This is a genomic window from Nocardia sp. NPDC050175 (assembly GCF_044459885.1).
Taxonomy (GTDB): Bacteria; Actinomycetota; Actinomycetes; order Mycobacteriales; family Mycobacteriaceae; genus Nocardia.
The window spans coordinates 1-18,114 of sequence record NZ_JBITJI010000008.1 but is presented as its reverse complement, the minus strand read 5'-3'; the positions used below and the strand labels follow the sequence as shown (position 1 = coordinate 18,114).

Sequence of the window (18,114 nt, the reverse complement as noted above, 5' to 3'; positions counted from 1 at the left end):
CCCCAGGAGTATTCGCGGCCATGCCAGAAGTAGAACGGCACAAGTACGACGTCGTCGTCATCGGGGCCGGTGGCGCAGGATTGCGCGCGGTGATCGAGGCCAGAGAACACGGCCACTCCGTCGCGGTGGTGTGCAAATCCTTGTTCGGCAAGGCGCACACCGTGATGGCCGAAGGCGGCTGCGCCGCGTCGATGGGCAATGCCAACGAAAAGGACAACTGGCAAACGCATTTCAAGGACACGATGCGTGGCGGCAAGTTCCTGAACAACTGGCGCATGGCCGAACTGCATGCCCAGGAGGCACCCGACCGGGTGTGGGAGCTGGAAACCTATGGGGCACTGTTCGATCGGACCGCCGACGGCCGGATCAGCCAGCGCAACTTCGGCGGCCACACCTATCCGCGGCTCGCGCACGTCGGTGACCGCACCGGCCTGGAAATCATCCGCACCATGCAGCAGAAGATCGTCTCGCTGCAGCAGGAGGATTTCGCGGCGACCGGCGACTACGAGTCGCGCATCAAGGTCTTCTCCGAATGCACCATCACCGAACTGCTGAAGGACGGCGACCGGATTTCCGGCGCGTTCGGCTACTGGCGCGAATCCGGCCGCTTCATCCTGTTCGAAACGCCCGCAGTGGTTTTGGCGACCGGCGGCATCGGCAAGTCGTACAAGGTGACCTCTAATTCGTGGGAGTACACCGGCGACGGCCACGCGCTCGCGCTGCGGGCCGGGGCGACGCTGATCAACATGGAGTTCCTGCAGTTCCACCCGACCGGCATGGTCTGGCCGCCCAGCGTCAAGGGCATCCTGGTCACCGAGGGCGTGCGCGGCGACGGCGGCGTCCTGAAGAACACCGACGGCAAGCGGTTCATGTTCGACTACATCCCGCCGGTCTTCAAGGGGCAGTACGCCGAGACCGAGGAGGAGGCCGATCAGTGGTTGCGCGACAACGACTCCGCGCGCCGCACCCCCGATCTGCTGCCGCGTGACGAGGTGGCGCGCGCGATCAACGAGGAGGTCAAGGCCGGTCGCGGCACGCCGCACGGCGGCGTCTTCCTCGATATCGCCTCGCGGATGCCCGCCGACGAGATCAAGCGCCGGCTGCCGTCCATGCACCACCAGTTCAAAGAGCTTGCGGACGTGGACATTACGGCGGAGCCGATGGAGGTTGGGCCGACCTGTCACTACGTGATGGGCGGTGTCGAGGTCGATCCCGATACCGGGGCGGCGACGGTGCCCGGTTTGTTCGCCGCCGGTGAGTGTTCCGGCGGCATGCACGGCTCCAACCGGCTCGGCGGCAACTCGCTGTCGGACCTGCTGGTGTTCGGCCGCCGGGCCGGGCTCGGTGCCGCCGCTTACGTCGAGCAGCTCGGCGAGCGGCCGACGATCACCGACGCCGACATCACCGCGGCCGCGAAAGTCGCGCTCGCACCGTTCGATCCGCCTGCCGATGGCGCGGGCGAGAACCCGTACACCCTGCACACCGACCTGCAGCAGACGATGAACGACCTGGTCGGCATCATCCGCAAGGAACACGAGGTGCAGGAGGCGCTGACCAAGCTGGACCAGCTGCGCGCCCGGTTCAAGCAGGTCACCGTCGAGGGTCACCGGCAGTTCAACCCCGGCTGGCACCTCGCGCTGGATCTGGAGAACATGCTGCTGGTCAGCGAGTGCGTCGCGAAGGCGGCGTTGCTGCGCACCGAGAGCCGCGGCGGGCACACCCGCGACGATCATCCGGCGATGGATCCCGGCTGGCGCAACAAGCTGCTGGTCTGCTCGGTGGATCCGAGCACGGCGGGCGAGACGATCCCCGATGTCACTGTGACGCCCAAGGATCAGACCCCGATGCGGGCGGAGCTGCTCGCCCTGTTCGACCTGAGCGAGCTGGAGAAGTACTACACCCCGGGCGAAACCGCCGGGCATCCGGCGGCGGCCGGGCAATCGACAGAGGGAAAGGCGTAGCGATGGGTTACGACGCCAAATTCCGCGTGTGGCGCGGCGACCTCGACGGCGGTGAGCTGCACGACTTCACCGTGTCGGTGAACGAGGGCGAGGTGGTGCTCGACATCATCCACCGGCTGCAGGCCACCCAGGCGCCCGATCTGGCGGTGCGCTGGAACTGCAAGGCGGGCAAGTGCGGTTCCTGCTCGGCCGAGGTGAACGGGCGGCCGCGCCTGCTGTGCATGACCCGGATGTCCACCTTCACCGAGGCCGAGGTGATCACGGTGACCCCGATGCGCACCTTCCCGGTGATCAAGGACCTGGTCACCGACGTGTCCTTCAATTACCAGAAGGCCAGGGAGATCCCGTCGTTCACGCCGCCCGCGGATCTCAAGCCGGGTGACTACCGGATGAAGCAGATCGATGTGGAGCGCTCGCAGGAGTTCCGCAAGTGCATCGAATGCTTCCTGTGCCAGAACACCTGTCACGTGGTGCGCGACCACGAGGAGAACAAGACCTCGTTCGCCGGGCCGCGGTTCCTGATGCGGATCGCTGAGCTCGAGATGCACCCGCTCGATGTCGGCGACCGGCGCGACCTGGCGCAGGACGAGCAGGGGCTCGGGCTGTGCAATATCACCAAATGCTGCACCGAGGTCTGCCCCGAGCACATCAAGATCACCGACAATGCGTTGATCCCGATGAAGGAGCGCGTGGCGGATCATAAGTACGACCCGCTGGTGTGGCTGGGCAACAAGCTGTTTCGTCGCTGACGACGTGATCTCCGGCCGGGAATTCCCCTCGGCCGGAGATTGCGCTATTTACAACATCGCCACTACGCCGACGGCGACAACTCCGACGAGCACGCCGATGACCAGTGACGACACCAGCGAGCCGGTGAGGATGAACAGCCCGATCGTCGTCACGGCAAACAGCAACGCGACGATCAGCCATTCCACCCAATCACCAGGTCGCAATTTCTTGTACCGGGAGTGGGAGCCTTTGAGCCCACGGTCCACAAAGAGTGGTCTACCCGATTGTTATCCAAGCTAATCCGCCTCTCCGAGTATTCAGGCCGGACTCAGGCGCGGGGCGGCTTGCGTTGGCGACCGGCGGCAGCACTGCGGGGGAGTTAGCCGGTCCCCGGCGAGTTACCCATGTGCGTTCGAGATCAGTTGTCCGGTTGGCAAGAGCGAACGGCCCGACGCGCCGGGCCGTGGTCAGCTAGTCGGACGGTCGAACTCGCCGTCGTGCACGCCCGCGGTGAACGCGGCCCACTCGGCCGGGGTGAAGACCAACGCCGGGCCGTCCGGGTTCTTGCCGTCGCGGAGGCCGACGTGACCGTCCGCGAGCAGGGCCACCTCCACACTGTCCTTGCCTTCGCCCTCGCCTGCTTTACGCCACGTCGCGCCGGCGAGGTCGACATTCGCGCCATTATTGATGCTCACGACAAAAGCTCCTTCGTTGGAGCCGGGTGCGGCGCGGAGGAACCTCCACGCCGCACTCGGCTGTGCACGTAAACTATTGCGCCCCAATTAGATCGATAACTCACACCGCGAACTCTTTGGCCACCTGCCGGAGCAGCTGCCGGCTGGTCTGGATATCCAGCGCGGCGTGCTGCAGGCTCTGGTGTGCCCGATGGTACCGCTGCACATCTACCGGTCTTTCCAGATACAGATCTCCGGTGAAACCCTCCACGTACACCACCGGCGGCTCGACCGGCTGCCCCTTGCCGTCGGTACCGAACTCCAGCACGGTGAACGGGCCGGTGGGATCCCCGAGCGGAATGCCCGCCGTGAACGGCAGAATGCGCACCGAGACATTGTCGCTGGTGCTCAAATCCGCGAGGTGTCGTAGCTGTGCCGCCATCACTTTCACGCCACCGACCACGCGGCGCAGCACCGATTCGTGCAACACCACGGCAACCTTCGCGGGGGCGGCCCGTCTGGTGATCAACGCCTGTCGCTGCAACCGCAGCTGGACGCGCCGCTCCAATTCGGACTCGGAATCGTTCGGATAGCCGAGACGATGCAGGGTCCTGGCGTAGTCCGCCGTCTGCAGCAGACCGAGCACCAGTTCCGATTGGTAGGAACTCAGTTGCTGGGCCGATGCCTCCAAACCCACATAGACATCGAAGTTTTCGGGGATCAGGTCGCCGTAGGCGTGCCACCAGCTCTTGACCGCGGCCTGCTGGGCCAGGCCCTTGAGGCCGTCGGCCAGGTCCTCGTTGATGCCGTAGATGCGGCACAGTTCCTGGATGTCGATGGTGCGGATCCGATCGGCCTGCCCCTTCTCCAGGCGCTGCAAAGTGCTTGCGCCCCACTCCATCAGCCGCGAGGCCTCGGCGATGGTGAGGCCGGCCTGGGTGCGCCAGTCGCGCAGATACCGGCCGAGCTGCCTGCGCGGTAGGGTGGAGGAGGCGCCCTCGATACCGGTCGGTTTGTCCAACCCGGGCAGTCGCTCCGAACTCGTTGACGCTCTTGCCGAACTCGCTGACACAGCACGCTCCGTTCTGTGTTCGGCTGCTCACCCGTGATTTTCCGGGGGCAACCAGCAAGCTCGGTTCCCCGTCACTTCGCTTGGGCAGCGGGCTCTTTCGTCCACTATGGAGAATCCTCCCCTCCCGGCTGGTTTTCGTGCTGGGAATTCGCGCGAAATCTTTGGATATCCATCGCGGGCGTTGTTTCGTACACCCGGCAATGGTGTGCTGGAAGTATGCCCGGACGGATCGAACGCCATCCTCGGCGTCGCCGCCTCGACACTTCCGGGCACTGGAGCACGAGTCGCCCGCAGGAACGAGGAGTCATGGCTGTACATGTCATTGCGTCGTCCTTGATGACCAGCGATCTCACCGCGCATCGCGCGCGCAGCGTCGGACACGGGAGCTGGGTGGTGTCCTACCTGCCCGGCCGCACCCTGACGTGTGCGCAAGCCGTGGCCGCGCTGCGGGTCGCCGAGGTGGTGCCCGCGCTGCTCGACCTGGTCGGCGAGCTCGCCGACGAGGTCGGGCTGACCGCGCTGGAGGCGGTCGGCATGGCGGTACGGCAATCCTCGTGGCCGGAGGAACGTCCGCACCCGGCCCGACCTCGCTGGAGCGTCGGTGCGCATCCGGCGGGAGTCGCCTGATGCAACTCACCAATCTGAATATGCACGTGGCGGCCATGCTGGCCTGCGGCACCGATCCGGGCGTGCTGAATATCGACCAGGCTCATGCGGCCATGCAGTTGCACCTCGATTGCACGGTGGACCGGTGCCGGGTGCGGCGGCGGGCACGGGCGACGCTGGTCGAGGCGGGCCGATGCGTGCTCGACGAGCGGGCGCTGCCGTCCTGAGGTACACCTGACCGAAACAGGGCCGATCCACTACCGTTCTCTGCGCGACAAGGTTTGTGTGAGAGGCGAGTGTGGTGTTGGTTCGGGTACTCCGGCGGTCGGTGGCAGTGGTTGCGGTGTCGGTGCTGGCCGCGGTGCCGGTGTACAGCAATGCGGTGCCAGGCGGTGACACGCGGCCCGTCGGCATGGAACGGTTCTATGGCCAGCAGCTGCAGTGGCATCCCTGCGGGATCTCGAATCTGGACAAAGCCGACGGCGAGTGTGCGGACGTACAGGTGCCGCTCGATTACGGTCGGCTGGACGGCCGGACCATGACCGTGGCGATCTCCCGGGTCAAGGCCACCGATCCGGCTCGGCGCCAAGGGATTCTGCTGGCCAACCCCGGCGGGCCCGGCGGCGAAGGACTGGACAGTATCGACCTGCTCGGCGATGTGCTGACGCCGGACGTCACGGCGACGCACGACCTGATCGGGATGGATCCGCGCGGCGTCGGGGAGTCGGGGCGGAGTCCGCGGTGCGGCTGGCCGGTGGGCGAGATGATCCGCTCGGCGGGTCTGGATCCGCTCGGGTTCGTGCACGACACCGTGCAGTCGGTCGGGATGGCCGCGGGTTGCCTGATCCATGACCCGGAGATGATGCGGCAGTTCACCACTCGCAATACCGCCAGGGACATGGACGTCGTGCGCGGCGTGCTCGGCGAGCAGACGATCGACTACTTCGGGCTGTCCTACGGCACCTACCTCGGTGCGGTGTTCACGCAGATGTTCCCCGAGCGCAGCGGGCGGATCGTGCTGGACAGCGCGATCGATCCGGATCGGTATTGGGAAGGGCTCGTGCAGGATTGGGGTCCGGCGAACGAGCGCGCCCTGGACGACTGGGCGACCTGGGCCGCGACGAAGGACGACACCTACCGTCTCGGCGCGACGCCGCAGCAGGTGCGGGCCACGGTGGAGGGGCTGGTGCGTAGCGTGGCGCGGCAACCGGTCGTCTTCGACGGCTTCGCGGTCGACGATCACTGGTTGCCGTTCCTGCTGCACGGGATGCTGATGAACTTCCGGCTGAACGAGAAGCTGGCCGCTGTGGTGCGGGAGATCGCCGATGCCGTGGGCGGCCCGCCGACAAAGGCGCGTACGCCGTGGCTCAAAGCGATTGTCGAGTCGTTGCGGGACGGCGAGGATTCCACGTTGGCGCAGATCGCCTGCGGAGACGTTGGGGCGCCGCGGGATCCGGGCTGGTACTGGCGCAACATCGAGGAGACCCGGGCGACGCAGCCGGTGTTCGGGGCGTTGGCGAGCAACATTCAGCCGTGCGCGTTCTGGGCTGGGCCGGTCGAACCGGCCACCGTGGTGCGCAATGCGGTGCCCGCGCTCATCCTGAATTCGACCGGCGATCCGCGGACTCCGTACGGCCATGCGGTTCGGCTGCATCAGGACATGTCCGGGTCGCGGCTGGTCACGTTGCAGGATGTGCGGATTCACATGACATTTCGGCCTGGGCTCAGTGCCTGTGTGAACGAGGCAATCAATACGTACTTCGGTGCGGGGACGTTGCCTGCGGAGGACACGACTTGCTATGCGGATCAAGCGAGTCAGTAGCGGACAGCGTCTGTATAGCAATTCGACGAACAGCGGTCCATTCTGATATTTCGTCGCGGGATATCGGACTATTCCACCGCGAGGGTAATTCCTTAGCGAGTTGTCCTGGCGGTCAATGCAAAACAGTCAGATCGACGGGATCGGTGTACGGATTGTCGTCGATCCATAGCTGGCCGTCGGCGAATCGGGTTGACCGGAACGGTGCGAGATCGACCAGCTTCGGGGCGCCATCGGTGATCCATTCCGCCAGGCAGATGCCGATCGCGGGCGCGGTTTTGAAGGAGGTGCCGCTGTCGCCGGTCATCACCCAGAGACCGGGCACGGTGGGCACCTGATCGATGATGGGATGGCCGTCCGGGCTGCGCATATAGGTACCGGCCCAACCACCGCGCATTGTCGCGGCGGCGAAGCCCGGGAAGCGGTGCGCCATCGCAGCTCTGGCGCGGGCGATCGCCGGCGCGTCGATGGTTTCGTCGACCTCGTCCGGATTGGTCGGGCGGGCCGCCGATCCGACGCCGACCAGGGTCGCGGCGCCCGGCTCGGGCCGGAACCAGGAGCCACGGGCCGAGTCGACGATGACCCGATGCTTGCGTTCGTGGTCGACGGCGGCGGGCCAGCGGAAGATCACCACCTGGGTGCGCACCGGGACCAGGCCGAAGTCGAGACCGAGTGGGCGCAGCAGTTGATCGGACCACGCACCGGCGGCGAGCACGGCGGTCCCCGTCGAGATCGGTCCCGCCGACGTGACGACGCCGGTGACGCGGTCGCCGCGCGTCACGATCTCCGTCGCGGGTGTCTCGGTCAGGATCGTCACGCCGAGTTCCCTTGCGGCCTCGGCGAAACCGTAGAGCGCGCCGTTGGGATCGGCGACACCCGAACCGGGCTCGAACGCGGCGACCGTCAGATCAGCGGTGCGGATCAGCGGTTCGATCGCGCGCAGGTTGTCGGCGGTGACGATGCTCGTTTCGATGCCGATCGCCTGCTGCGCCGCGACATTCGCGCGCAGCTGGGGTTCGTCCCTCGGTGCCACCAGGCGCAGGAAGCCGACCGGGTCGAAGTCGGGCGAGCCTGCACCGACTTCGTCGTCCCAGGAACGGAAGACGCGCAGGCTCTCGTAGGCGAGGCGGGCCTCCGGGACATTCGCGTAGTGGCAGCGAATGAGGGCACCCGATTTCCCGGTCGCGCCCGCACCCAGCTGTTCCCGTTCGACCACGACAACGTCACGGATGCCCCGTTTCGCCAATTGCAAGGCGGTCGATACGCCGACAATGCCGCCGCCGATAATCACCACATCGGCCGTTTTCGGCTGCTGGACCGCCATTACCGTCCTTTCGCTCGTCGCGCGCTTTCTTCGACCGCAGAAAGAACATACGCGGGGCTACTCAGTGGATGCCGCACCTCGATATCTTGCATATCGGTGTGTCGGAATCGGTGGTGCCGAACAGTTTTATGACTTCGATTGGTCAGGCGGCTGCCGTCGCCGGTTCGTCGGCGAACTGGGTGCGGTACAGCTCGGCGTAGCGGCCCTCTTCCGCCAAGAGCTCAGTGTGCGTGCCGCGCTCGATGATTCGACCGTCCTCCATCACCAGGATCTGGTCGGCCGCGCGGATGGTGGACAGGCGGTGCGCGATCACCAGTGCGGTCCGTCCTTCCAGGGCCTCCGAGAGTGCTTCCTGCACCGCGGCTTCCGAGGTGGAGTCGAGCGAGGCGGTTGCTTCGTCCAGGATCACCACGCGCGGCTGCTTGAGCAGCAGGCGGGCGATGGTGAGACGCTGGCGCTCGCCGCCGGAGAGGCGGTAGCCGCGCTCGCCGACCACGGTGTCCAGGCCGTCCGACAGCGAGTCGACCAGGTCGCGTAACCGGGCCCGCTGCAACGCGTCCCACAGTTCCGATTCCTGCGCCTCCGGGCGGGCGAGCAGCAGGTTGGCCCGGATGGTGTCGTGGAACAGGTGCCCGTCCTGGGTGACCAGGCCGACCGTCTCCCTGATCGACTCGGTGGTCAGGTCGCGCACGTCGGTGCCGTTCAGCCGGACCGCGCCGCCGTCCACGTCGTACAGCCGGGAAACCAGCTGGGCGACAGTGGATTTACCGGCACCCGACGAACCGACCAGCGCGATGAGCTGGCCGGGCTCGGCGCGCAGCGACACGCTGTGCAACACGTCGACGCCGCCGCGGGTGTCCAGGGTCGCGACGTCCTCCAGCGAGGCCAGCGACACCTTGTCGGCGGATGGGTAGCCGAAGGTCACGTTGTCCAGCTCGACGGCGACCGGGCCGTCCGGCACCCGCACGGCGTCGGGCGCGTCCTCGATCAGCGGCTTCAAGTCGAGCACCTCGAAGACCCGCTCGAAGCTCACCAGCGCGGCCATGACCTCCATCCGGGCGCTGGCCAATGCGGTCAGTGGCGTGTAGAGCCTGGTCAGCAGCAACGACAGGGCCACCACGGCACCGGCGTCCAACTGTCCGCGCAGCGCGTACCAGCCGCCGAGCCCGTAGACCAGGGCGACCGCCAGCGCCGACACCAGGGTGAGCGAGGTGACGAAAATAGTCTGCAGCATCGAGGTCCGCACGCCGATGTCGCGCACCCGGCGGGCGCGCACCTCGAACTCGCCGGATTCCTGCTGCGGGCGGCCGAAGAGCTTCACCAGCGTCGCACCGGGTGCGGAGAACCGCTCGGTCATCTGGGTGCTCATGGCGGCGTTCAACTTGGCGGCCTCGCGCTGCATGTCGGCGAGGCGGTTGCCCATGCGCCGGGCGGGCAGCACGAACACCGGCAGCAGGACCAGTGCGATCAGGGTGATCTGCCAGGAGATGCTGAGCATCACGCCGAGGGTGAGCGCGAGCGTCACCAGGTTGGCGACTACGCCGGACAGGGTGTCGCTGAACGCGCGCTGGGCGCCGATCACGTCGTTGTTCAACCGGCTGACCAGTGCGCCGGTGCGAGTCCTGGTGAAGAACGCGATCGGCATCTTCTGCACGTGATCGAAGACGGCGGTGCGCAGATCCAGGATCAGGCCCTCACCGATGCGCGAGGACAGCCAGCGGATGCCCAACCCGAGCACGGCGTCGAAGACGGCAAGGACGGCGATGATCAGCGCGAGATCGACCACCACTCGCGGCGCCGAACCACCGATGATGTTGTTGACCACCCGGCCCGCCAGCACCGGGGTGGCCACCGCGAGCAGCGCCGAGACGACGCTGAACAGCAGGAACACGCCGATCCGGCGCCGATGTGGCGCGGCGAAGCGGAGAATGCGCCGCGCGGTGGCCAGGCTGAACTGCCGCTGCTCCTGCGGCGCGTTGGCCCGCCGGTACATCTGGCTCCAAGCCACCGATTCGATGCTCACGTTTTTCTCCCTCTCGCTCCCCACCCATCAAAGCCCTCGGCACTGACACTAAGACCTCAACAAAGGTTGAGAGCAAGTCGTTTCCGCCAGGTTCCGATTCCGCGCTCAGCGAAATTTCCGTACCCGCGCTTAGGCTGGCCAGGTGACCAAGGACCGGGTGGTGGAGGTGCTGGACGGCAGGCTCGACGGTGAGGTCGACGCCTCCGACCGCCGGCGGGCGGAGTATTCGTCGGACGCCTCCAATTATCGCGTACCGTCGCGGGCCGTTGTCTTTCCCCGCACGGACGAGGACGTGGCCGTCGCGCTGGCGGTCGCCACGGAGCACGGACTGTCGGTCACCGCGCGCGGCGGCGGCACCTCGGTGGCGGGCAATGCCATCGGCCCCGGCCTGGTGCTGGATTTCAGCAGGCATATGAATCGGATCCTGGAGGTCGATCCGCAGGCACGGATCGCCAGGGTGCAGCCCGGTGTCGTGCTGTCCGAATTGCAGCGCGCGGCGCGGCCGCACGAGTTGCGGTTCGGGCCGGATCCGTCCACGCAGAACCGGTGCACCCTCGGCGGCATGATCGGCAACAATGCCTGCGGCCCACGCGCGGTCGCCTGGGGACGCACCTCGGATACGGTGCGGGAGCTGCGGATTCTCGACGGGACGGGCGTCGAGCGGACGCTCGCGAACGAGCTGTCGGTGCTGCCGGGGCTGGCCGAGTTCACCGGCGCGCATCTCGCGGTGCTGCGCACCGAACTCGGTCGCTTCGAACGTCAAGCCTCCGGCTACGGGCTCGAACATCTACTGCCCGAACGTGGTTCGGCGGTGGCGAAGGCGTTCGTCGGATCCGAGGGCACCTGCGGGCTGCTGCTCGATGCGACGGTCGAGCTGGTCGCGCTGCCGAAGGCCGCGGTGCTGACGGTGCTCGGCTACCCCGATATCGCCACCGCCGCGGACAATGTCGCCGCGGTGATGGCGTGCAAGCCCACCGCGGTCGAGGGCATCGACGCGCGGCTCGTCGATACGGTCCGGGCCCATCGCGGCACCGTGCCCGACCTGCCGCGCGGCGGCGGATGGCTGTTCGTGGAGACCGCGGGCGACACACCCGCCGAGGCATTGGCCATCGCCGAGCAACTGCGCGGGTCGGTCGACGCGCTGGACTCCCGCATCGTCACCGATCCCGTTGCGGCAGCGGCACTCTGGCATATTCGCGCGGACGGTGCGGGCCTGGCCGGTCGCACGCCGGACGGGCAGCCTGCCTGGCCGGGCTGGGAGGACGCGGCGGTGCCGCCGGAGCGGCTGGGCGATTACCTGCGTGACTTCGCCGACCTGACGCACGAGCACGGTGTGGATGGATTGCTGTACGGGCACATCGGTGACGGCTGTATCCACGTGCGACTCGACCTGCCGATCGCCGATGCGCCGCAACGCTTTCGGCGGTTCCTGTTCGACGCCGCCGAACTGGTTGTGCGGCACGGCGGTTCGCTGTCCGGTGAGCACGGCGACGGTCGTGCTCGCTCGGAGTTGCTCTCAGTCATGTACTCCCGCAAGGTGCTCGACGTATTCGCCGGATTCAAGACCCTTTTCGATCCCGCCGATGTGTTGAACCCCGGAGTGCTCGTCGCGCCCCGACCGATCGACGCCGACCTGCGACTGGTCGGGCTGCCACTGGTACCCGCCTCGGGCGGCTTCGCCTTCCCGCACGATCACGGCGATCTGAGTACGGCGGTGCATCGCTGCGTCGGAGTCGGCAAGTGCCGCGCCGACACGCGCGCGACCGGTGGTTTCATGTGCCCGTCCTACCTGGCCACCAAGGACGAGAAGGACAGCACCCGCGGCCGGTCCAGGGTATTGCAGGAGGTGGTCCGCGGCGCGCTGCCGTGGTCGTCCGAGGCGGTCGCCGAATCGCTCGATCTGTGCCTGTCCTGCAAGGCATGCCGCTCCGACTGCCCGGCGGGCGTCGACGTGGCCACCTATAAAGCCGAGGCGCTGTACCGCCGATACCGGCGCCGTCCGCGGCCGCTCGATCACTACTCGCTCGGCTGGCTGCCGCGCTGGCTGGCGGTGGCGACCCGGATGCCGCGTGCCGCCAATGCGCTGGCGGACAACTCGATGCTGCGCCGGATCGGATTGCGCGCGGCGGGCATTGACCCGCGCCGAGAGGTACCGCGACTGGCGGAACGCAGTTTTCGCCGCATGTGGCGTGACCTCGGCGGAGTTGTCCCGCCCGCAGTATCGGCGGACGAACTCGATGCGGCCGAGAGTCCTACCGCCACACCGGAAGCCGATACGGATCGGCCCGCAGTCATGCTGTGGGTCGATACCTTCACCGACGCCTTCGATCCCGAGATAGCCCTGGCGGCAGCGCAATTGGTGCAGTCACTCGGTTACCGGGTGCGCATTCCCGCGCGACGCGTGTGCTGCGGGCTCACCTGGATCAGCACCGGGCAACTGGACGGTGCCCGCGCGCGGCTGCGCGCCACGCTGGACGCGCTGGATGAGCATGTGCGCAGCGGCGGCATCGTGGTCGGGCTGGAACCGTCCTGCACCGCGGTGCTGCGGTCGGATCTGCCCGAACTGCTACCGGAGGACCCACGCGCGGCGGCCACCGCACGCGCGGTGCGCACGCTCGCCGAGTTCCTGACCGAACAACCGGACTGGCAACCGCCGCAATGGCCGGGCCGAACCGTGCTGGTTCAGCCGCATTGTCATCACCATGCGATTCTCGGATTCGAGACCGATCGCCAGCTATTAGCCACAATGGGAATCCATGTGACTGAAATCACCGGCTGTTGCGGTCTCGCGGGAAACTTCGGAATGCAACGGGACCATTACGACATTTCGGTCGCGGTAGCCGAGAACGGCCTGCTCCCAGCGCTGCGGACCGCCGACAACGAGTCGACTTTCCTCGCGGACGGCTTCTCCTGCCGCACCCAGGCCGCGCAATTGGCCGGCCGCCGAAGCCGCCACCTGGCCCAACTCCTGTTGGAGCGGTGAGAATTTCGCGCCCTCGCCGGATGTGCCGGCCGCGGCGAGTGCGCGCGACCGGTCAGCTGCCGAACGGCAGGCTGCCCGGCGGAATCTGATAACCCGAACTGCCTGCGGAAACGCCGCCCCAGGCGGCGAGCAACCAGTTGAGCAAGTTGGTGATCATTCGATACCTCCATGTGGCGACTGCCAGCTGTTTGCCGATCGAAACCAATATCGCCACGTTCATTCTTAGCGTTACAAAATACCGGGTACCTGCGATGATGCATATTCGGCATCGGATAGCGGCGAATTGTGTTGCGCGCGAATAGTTTCTCGACCGGGCGCGGACGGGCGCGCATTCCGGGCCGCGTCATCGGGCAGAATGGTCCGATGCGTAACGCGATGGTCGAGCCGGTAGGTGAGCCAACCGGTCTGGCCAGGACCGTGACGTCCGACCACCCGATCGACCTGGCGTGCACCATCGCGCCGCTGCGTCGCGGCACCGGCGATCCGTGCCACCAGACGACCGCCGACGGTGCGCACTGGCACGCCTCACGCATGTCGTCGGGCCCGGTCACCTACCGATTGACGCAGTCAGGACCATCCTCGGTGCAGGGCCACGCCTGGGGTCCGGGTGCGGAGGAATTTCTCGACGGACTCGACCACATGCTGTGCCTGGACGAGGACATGGACGGTTTCGTCCCCGACCACCCCAAGATTGTCGAGGCGCATCGGCGCTTCCCCGGTCTGCGAATGCTGCGCACCGGCCTGGTGCTCGAGGCGCTGATTCCCGCGGTGCTGGAGCAGAAGGTGCACACCATCTCAGCCCGCGGCTCGTGGCGAAAGTTGGTGCGGCAGTTCGGTGATCCCGCACCCGGCCCGGCGCCGGAGGGCCTGCGATTGCCGCCCGACGCCGATACCTGGCGACGGGTTCCGTCCTGGGCGTTCCATCGGGCCAATGTCGGTCCGCAGCGAGCGCAGACGATCGTGCGGGTCGCCAGGGTGGCCAGCTCATTGGAGCGAGCCGCCGGCGTCGACCCGGCCGAGGCCGCCCGCAGGCTACGGACGATCGCGGGGATCGGCGTGTGGACTGCCGCCGAGACCGCGCAGCGCGCGTTCGGCGATGCGGATGCGTTGTCGGTCGGCGATTTCCATCTCGCGGCCATCGTCGGCTGGACCCTGCTCGGCCACCCGATCGATGACGACACGATGGTCGAATACCTGGAACCGCTTCGGCCGCACCGCTATCGGGCGGTGCGGCTGCTGGAGGTCAGCGGGCAGGCGCACAAGCCGAAGTTCGGTCCGCGCACGCCGCTCACCGATCACACCTGGCACTGAGCAGTTCCGCGTTTCGGCTCAATCCCGGCGAGCGTCGAGCCCGTCCAGTATGCGATCCAGGCCGTAGCGGAACTTCCGGTCCCGCCGCTCGACCGGGTCGGCGTCCCAGTCTTCCTGCTGAAACCTGGGGTAGTCCTTGGCGGCCTCCTCGGCGGCAGGGCGCAACTCGGCGACGAACTCCCGCTCCGTTTGCCCAGACCGGGCGAGTAGGGCCAGCCAGGCGGCCTCGCTGATGCCCATCCCGACGACGTAGCTCATGACGACACTGATGGCATCGCCGGTCTCGGCCGCTGGAAATCCGCCCGCTTCGAACAGTCCGACCAGGCTGTCGTTGAGCCGCATGACGTTCGGGCCGAGGTAGGACAACCCGACCTGACCGAGGGTCGAGGCCATCCACGGGTGCCGCAGGATCATCGAGCGCAGGCTTTCCGCGCAATCCTCGGTGGCTGCACGCCAGGCCGCCGGGTCGGCGATCTCGGGCACCCGGATCTCGCCGTAGACCTCATCGACGACCAGTTCGATCAGCTCGTCGCGGTTGGCGACGTGCCGGTAGAGCGACGTCGCGCCTGCGTTCAGCCGGGCACCGAGCTGGCGCATGGTGAGCGCTTCCATCCCCTCGGCATCCAGCAGGACGACGGCCTCGGCCACGATCTGCTCCCTGGTCAGCGCGGGCTGTTCCCTGCCTTTGCGCGGGCGCGTCCACACCGATCCGACCTGCTGTTTTTCGACGGCCACGTCGACTCCCTTCGGTTACCACCAGCTTAGCGCACAATGTTCGCACTTGCGAACGTACTAAGATCCTGCGTACGATGTTCGCAACAAGAGAACGACGTACGCAACACCGTGAGAGAGAGTTTCCGATGGACGCGATCGAGACCCGCAATCCGAGACGCTGGTGGATTATGGTCGTGCTGTGCCTCAGCACGCTGGTCCTGGTCATCGACAATTTCGTACTGGCCGTCGCGGTGCCCGCGCTGGCCGAGGATCTACACGCGAGCGCCCAGGACATCCAGTGGATCCTGGACTCCTACATCCTCGTTTTCGCGGGCCTGCTGCTCACCTCGGGCAGCCTCGCCGACCGGTTCGGCAGGCGGCGGGTGATGCTGATCGGGCTCGTCCTGTTCGGCGTTGCCTCGCTCGGGGCCACGCTGGCCGCCAGCCCGATCGAGATGATCGTGGCGCGCACCGTGATGGGCATCGGTGGCGCGCTGGTGCTGCCGAGCACGCTGTCGATCCTGATCACCGTGTTCGACGACGAGGAACGGCGGAAGGCGATGAGCTTCTGGAGTGCCGCCTCGGTGCTCGGCCTGGTCGGCGGTCCGGTGCTCGGTGGCGTACTCATCGCGCACTTCTGGTGGGGCGCGGCGTTTTTGATCAACATCCCGGTCGCGGCGGTCGCCATCATCGCCGCGCTGGTGCTGATGCCGGAATCCAAGGGGCCGTGGACCAAGCCGGACGTGCCCGGTGCGGTGCTGTCCATGGTCGGGATGGTCGCGCTGGTCTGGACCATCATCGAATTCCCCAAGGGCGGTTTCGATCACGCGTCCACACTGGTCACGCTGGCCATCGCCGTGGTGAGCCTGAGTGCGTTCATCGTGTGGGAGAAGCGCGTCGAGCATCCGATGGTGCCGCTGGACCTGTTCCGCAACCGTGACTTCGCCGGTGGCAGTCTGTCGCTGACGCTGGTGCAGGTCGCCAATGGTGGTCTGCTGCTGGTGCTTACCCAGTACCTGCAGTTCGTGCTCGGCTACTCGCCGACGAAGGCCGGGCTCGCCTTCATCCCGATGATGGCTGCCTCTATCGTGTTCAACGTGCTCGGTGCCGGTCTGGGCAGCAAGGTCGGCAACCGCACGCTGGCCGTCACCGGCATGCTCGTCTCGACCGTCGGGCTCGGCCTGCTGGCCGGCCTGTCCGCGAACAGCGGATTTGGCGTGCTGTCCATTGCACTGGTGGTGCTCGGTGCCGGTGCGGGCCTCGCGCAGCCTGCGGCCATCGCCGCGCTGATGGGTGCCGTGCCGCCGGAGCAGGCCGGTGTCGGGTCCGCGCTGAACGACACCATTCAGCAGGCGGGGGCCGCCCTCGGCATCGCGGTGCTCGGCAGCATCCTGTCCAGCACGTTCACCAGCAGCATGCCGGAATCGACCCCGGAGCTGGCCCGGCATTCGATCGGCGACGCGCTGGCGCTGGCCGCCCGGACCGGCGACAGCGAGCTTCTCGGCACTGCGCGGGAAGCATTCACCACCGCCATGTCGGTCAGCTTTATCGCCGGGGGTGTCGGAATCCTGGCCGGGGCGATTGTCGCCCTGTTCGTCATGCGCAACAACAAGACCGCCCCGGCGGAGGTGCTCGAAGAAGTACTCGTCCAGTAGGACAACCGAATACAGCGAAAGACCGGCTCGATGATCGAACCGGTCTTTCGCTGTCTATTTCCTACTGTCCGTTCAGAATTCGCCGAGGACGTTGAAGACGGTGCGCCCGGTGTGGGTGCCGTGCTGGATCGAATGCAGGACCTCGGCCGCGTCGGTGATCGACGCGAACTGGGTGAGCGATGAAAGATGTTGCGGGCGCAGCTCGTTGGCGAGGCGGGTCCACAGCTCGCGACGCTTCTCGATCGGGACGAACACCGAATCGATACCGAGCAGCGCGACGCCGCGCAGGATGAACGGCAGCACGGTGGTCGGCAGGCCGGAGCCGCCGGTCAGGCCGCTGGTCGCGACCGCGCCGCCGTAGCCGATGGCGCTGAGGATGTAGGCCAGCGACTTGCCGCCGACGCTGTCCACCGCGGCGGCCCAGCAGGCCTTGTTCAGCGGGCGCGGCTTGGCGTCGGGATCCTCGGGCAGGCGGCCGATGATCTCGTTGGCGCCGAGCTCGCTGAGCAGATCGCCCGCGTCGGCCTTGCCGGTCGAGGCGATGATCTCGAAGCCGAGCCCGGACAGGATGTCGATGCTCACGCTGCCGACGCCGCCGGTCGCGCCGGTGACCAGCACCGAGCCCGTCTCCGGGGTGATGCCGCGGTCCAGCAGCGACTGCACGCTCAGTCCCGCGGTGAAGCCCGCCGTGCCGAGTGCGGCGGCGTCCCTGGGGCTCAAGCCGTCCAGTCTCACCACCCAGTCGGCAGGCACCCTGGCGTACTCGGCGAACCCGCCGTTCTGCGAGACCCCGATGTCGTAGCCGTGCGCCACCACCAGGTCGCCCGGGGCGAAGTCGTCGTCCTCCGACGAGACCACCTCGCCGGTGATGTCGATGCCGGGAATGATCGGATACTTGCGCACCACCCCACCCCCCGGCGTGATCGCCAACCCGTCCTTGTAGTTAGCGCTGGAGAAGTGCACCTTGATCGTGACCTCACCAGCCCCGAGGAATTCCTCCCCGACCTCCTGCTTGGTCAGCACGATCCCGCTATCCGATTCATGCGCCACCATCGCCCAGAACTCCATGCCGACGAGCATACGATCGTCCGCCCCCACCCGCGCAGCTCCCACGGTCCGCGTATCGACGCGGCCCGGTCTACTCCGGGGGGACTATCTCGCTAACGGTGTTTCCGGCGGTTTCTCTCAGTAGGTTTGGGCGTTGGGCCAGCGGTCAGCGAAGGTGATCGCGAAGGCGTTGACC

15 protein-coding genes are annotated in these 18,114 nt (G+C 67.1%); 8 read left to right on the top strand and 7 right to left on the bottom strand.

Going from position 1 to position 18,114, the window contains the following annotated elements; translation table 11 throughout:
* The first annotated feature begins 20 nt into the window (after positions 1 to 20).
* Positions 21 to 1,961 carry a fumarate reductase/succinate dehydrogenase flavoprotein subunit gene (locus ACIBK2_RS26590; RefSeq protein WP_396970868.1) on the top strand — a complete coding sequence of 647 codons (1,941 nt, stop codon included), beginning with the start codon at positions 21 to 23 and terminating at the stop codon, positions 1,959 to 1,961.
* A 2-nt stretch (positions 1,962 to 1,963) separates the two neighbouring features.
* On the top strand, positions 1,964 to 2,710 hold the full coding sequence (locus ACIBK2_RS26585) for a succinate dehydrogenase/fumarate reductase iron-sulfur subunit (protein ID WP_396970867.1): 747 nt from the start codon (positions 1,964 to 1,966) through the stop codon (positions 2,708 to 2,710).
* Between the two features lie 48 nt (positions 2,711 to 2,758).
* On the opposite strand, the gene ACIBK2_RS26580 is transcribed toward ACIBK2_RS26585, so the two are convergent.
* The 3 genes from ACIBK2_RS26580 to ACIBK2_RS26570 form a co-directional block, all read right to left on the bottom strand.
* Positions 2,759 to 2,896 carry a hypothetical protein gene (locus ACIBK2_RS26580; protein ID WP_396970865.1) on the bottom strand — a complete coding sequence of 46 codons (138 nt, stop codon included), beginning with the start codon at positions 2,894 to 2,896 and terminating at the stop codon, positions 2,759 to 2,761.
* A 261-nt stretch (positions 2,897 to 3,157) separates the two neighbouring features.
* Complete coding sequence (locus ACIBK2_RS26575; RefSeq protein WP_396970863.1) at positions 3,158 to 3,385, bottom strand: DUF397 domain-containing protein; 228 nt, start codon at positions 3,383 to 3,385, stop codon at positions 3,158 to 3,160.
* Positions 3,386 to 3,485: 100 nt separating this feature from the next.
* Entirely contained in the window at positions 3,486 to 4,385 is a 900-nt protein-coding gene (locus tag ACIBK2_RS26570; RefSeq protein ID WP_396970861.1) for a helix-turn-helix domain-containing protein, read from the bottom strand.
* 357 nt (positions 4,386 to 4,742) lie between these two features.
* Here ACIBK2_RS26570 and ACIBK2_RS26565 point away from each other — a divergent pair, with 357 nt between their 5' ends.
* The 3 genes from ACIBK2_RS26565 (at position 4,743) to ACIBK2_RS26555 (ending at position 6,864) form a co-directional block, all read left to right on the top strand.
* Positions 4,743 to 5,063, top strand: a complete 321-nt coding sequence (locus tag ACIBK2_RS26565) for a hypothetical protein (protein ID WP_396970859.1) — start codon at positions 4,743 to 4,745, stop codon at positions 5,061 to 5,063.
* Complete coding sequence (locus tag ACIBK2_RS26560; RefSeq protein WP_357380194.1) at positions 5,063 to 5,269, top strand: hypothetical protein; 207 nt, start codon at positions 5,063 to 5,065, stop codon at positions 5,267 to 5,269. The genes ACIBK2_RS26565 and ACIBK2_RS26560 overlap by 1 nt, the downstream gene beginning before the upstream one ends.
* Before the next feature lie 101 nt (positions 5,270 to 5,370).
* Positions 5,371 to 6,864 carry an alpha/beta fold hydrolase gene (locus tag ACIBK2_RS26555; RefSeq protein WP_396970858.1) on the top strand — a complete coding sequence of 498 codons (1,494 nt, stop codon included), beginning with the start codon at positions 5,371 to 5,373 and terminating at the stop codon, positions 6,862 to 6,864.
* 112 nt (positions 6,865 to 6,976) lie between these two features.
* Here the strand turns inward: ACIBK2_RS26555 and ACIBK2_RS26550 are convergent, their stop codons facing one another.
* Together ACIBK2_RS26550 and ACIBK2_RS26545 are read right to left on the bottom strand one after the other, a co-directional pair.
* Complete coding sequence (locus tag ACIBK2_RS26550; protein ID WP_396970857.1) at positions 6,977 to 8,185, bottom strand: NAD(P)/FAD-dependent oxidoreductase; 1,209 nt, start codon at positions 8,183 to 8,185, stop codon at positions 6,977 to 6,979.
* A gap of 142 nt (positions 8,186 to 8,327) precedes the next feature.
* Entirely contained in the window at positions 8,328 to 10,208 is a 1,881-nt protein-coding gene (locus ACIBK2_RS26545) for an ABC transporter ATP-binding protein (RefSeq protein WP_396970855.1), read from the bottom strand.
* Between the two features lie 142 nt (positions 10,209 to 10,350).
* Between ACIBK2_RS26545 and ACIBK2_RS26540 the strand changes: the two genes are divergently transcribed.
* Positions 10,351 to 13,191, top strand: a complete 2,841-nt coding sequence (locus ACIBK2_RS26540) for an FAD-binding and (Fe-S)-binding domain-containing protein (protein WP_396970854.1) — start codon at positions 10,351 to 10,353, stop codon at positions 13,189 to 13,191.
* 363 nt (positions 13,192 to 13,554) lie between these two features.
* On the top strand, positions 13,555 to 14,502 hold the full coding sequence (locus tag ACIBK2_RS26535) for a DNA-3-methyladenine glycosylase family protein (protein WP_396970852.1): 948 nt from the start codon (positions 13,555 to 13,557) through the stop codon (positions 14,500 to 14,502).
* Positions 14,503 to 14,520: 18 nt separating this feature from the next.
* Here ACIBK2_RS26535 and ACIBK2_RS26530 read toward each other — a convergent pair whose 3' ends face one another.
* A complete protein-coding gene (locus ACIBK2_RS26530) occupies positions 14,521 to 15,237 on the bottom strand; it encodes a TetR/AcrR family transcriptional regulator C-terminal domain-containing protein (protein WP_396970850.1) in 717 nt (238 codons plus the stop codon).
* Positions 15,238 to 15,362: 125 nt separating this feature from the next.
* Here ACIBK2_RS26530 and ACIBK2_RS26525 point away from each other — a divergent pair, with 125 nt between their 5' ends.
* Entirely contained in the window at positions 15,363 to 16,871 is a 1,509-nt protein-coding gene (locus ACIBK2_RS26525) for an MFS transporter (RefSeq protein ID WP_396970849.1), read from the top strand.
* Positions 16,872 to 16,943: 72 nt separating this feature from the next.
* On the opposite strand, the gene ACIBK2_RS26520 is transcribed toward ACIBK2_RS26525, so the two are convergent.
* The gene (locus ACIBK2_RS26520; protein ID WP_396970847.1) at positions 16,944 to 17,939 is read right to left on the bottom strand and encodes an oxidoreductase; all 996 of its coding nucleotides are present in this window, start codon (positions 17,937 to 17,939) and stop codon (positions 16,944 to 16,946) included.
* Between the last annotated feature and the right edge of the window lie 175 nt (positions 17,940 to 18,114).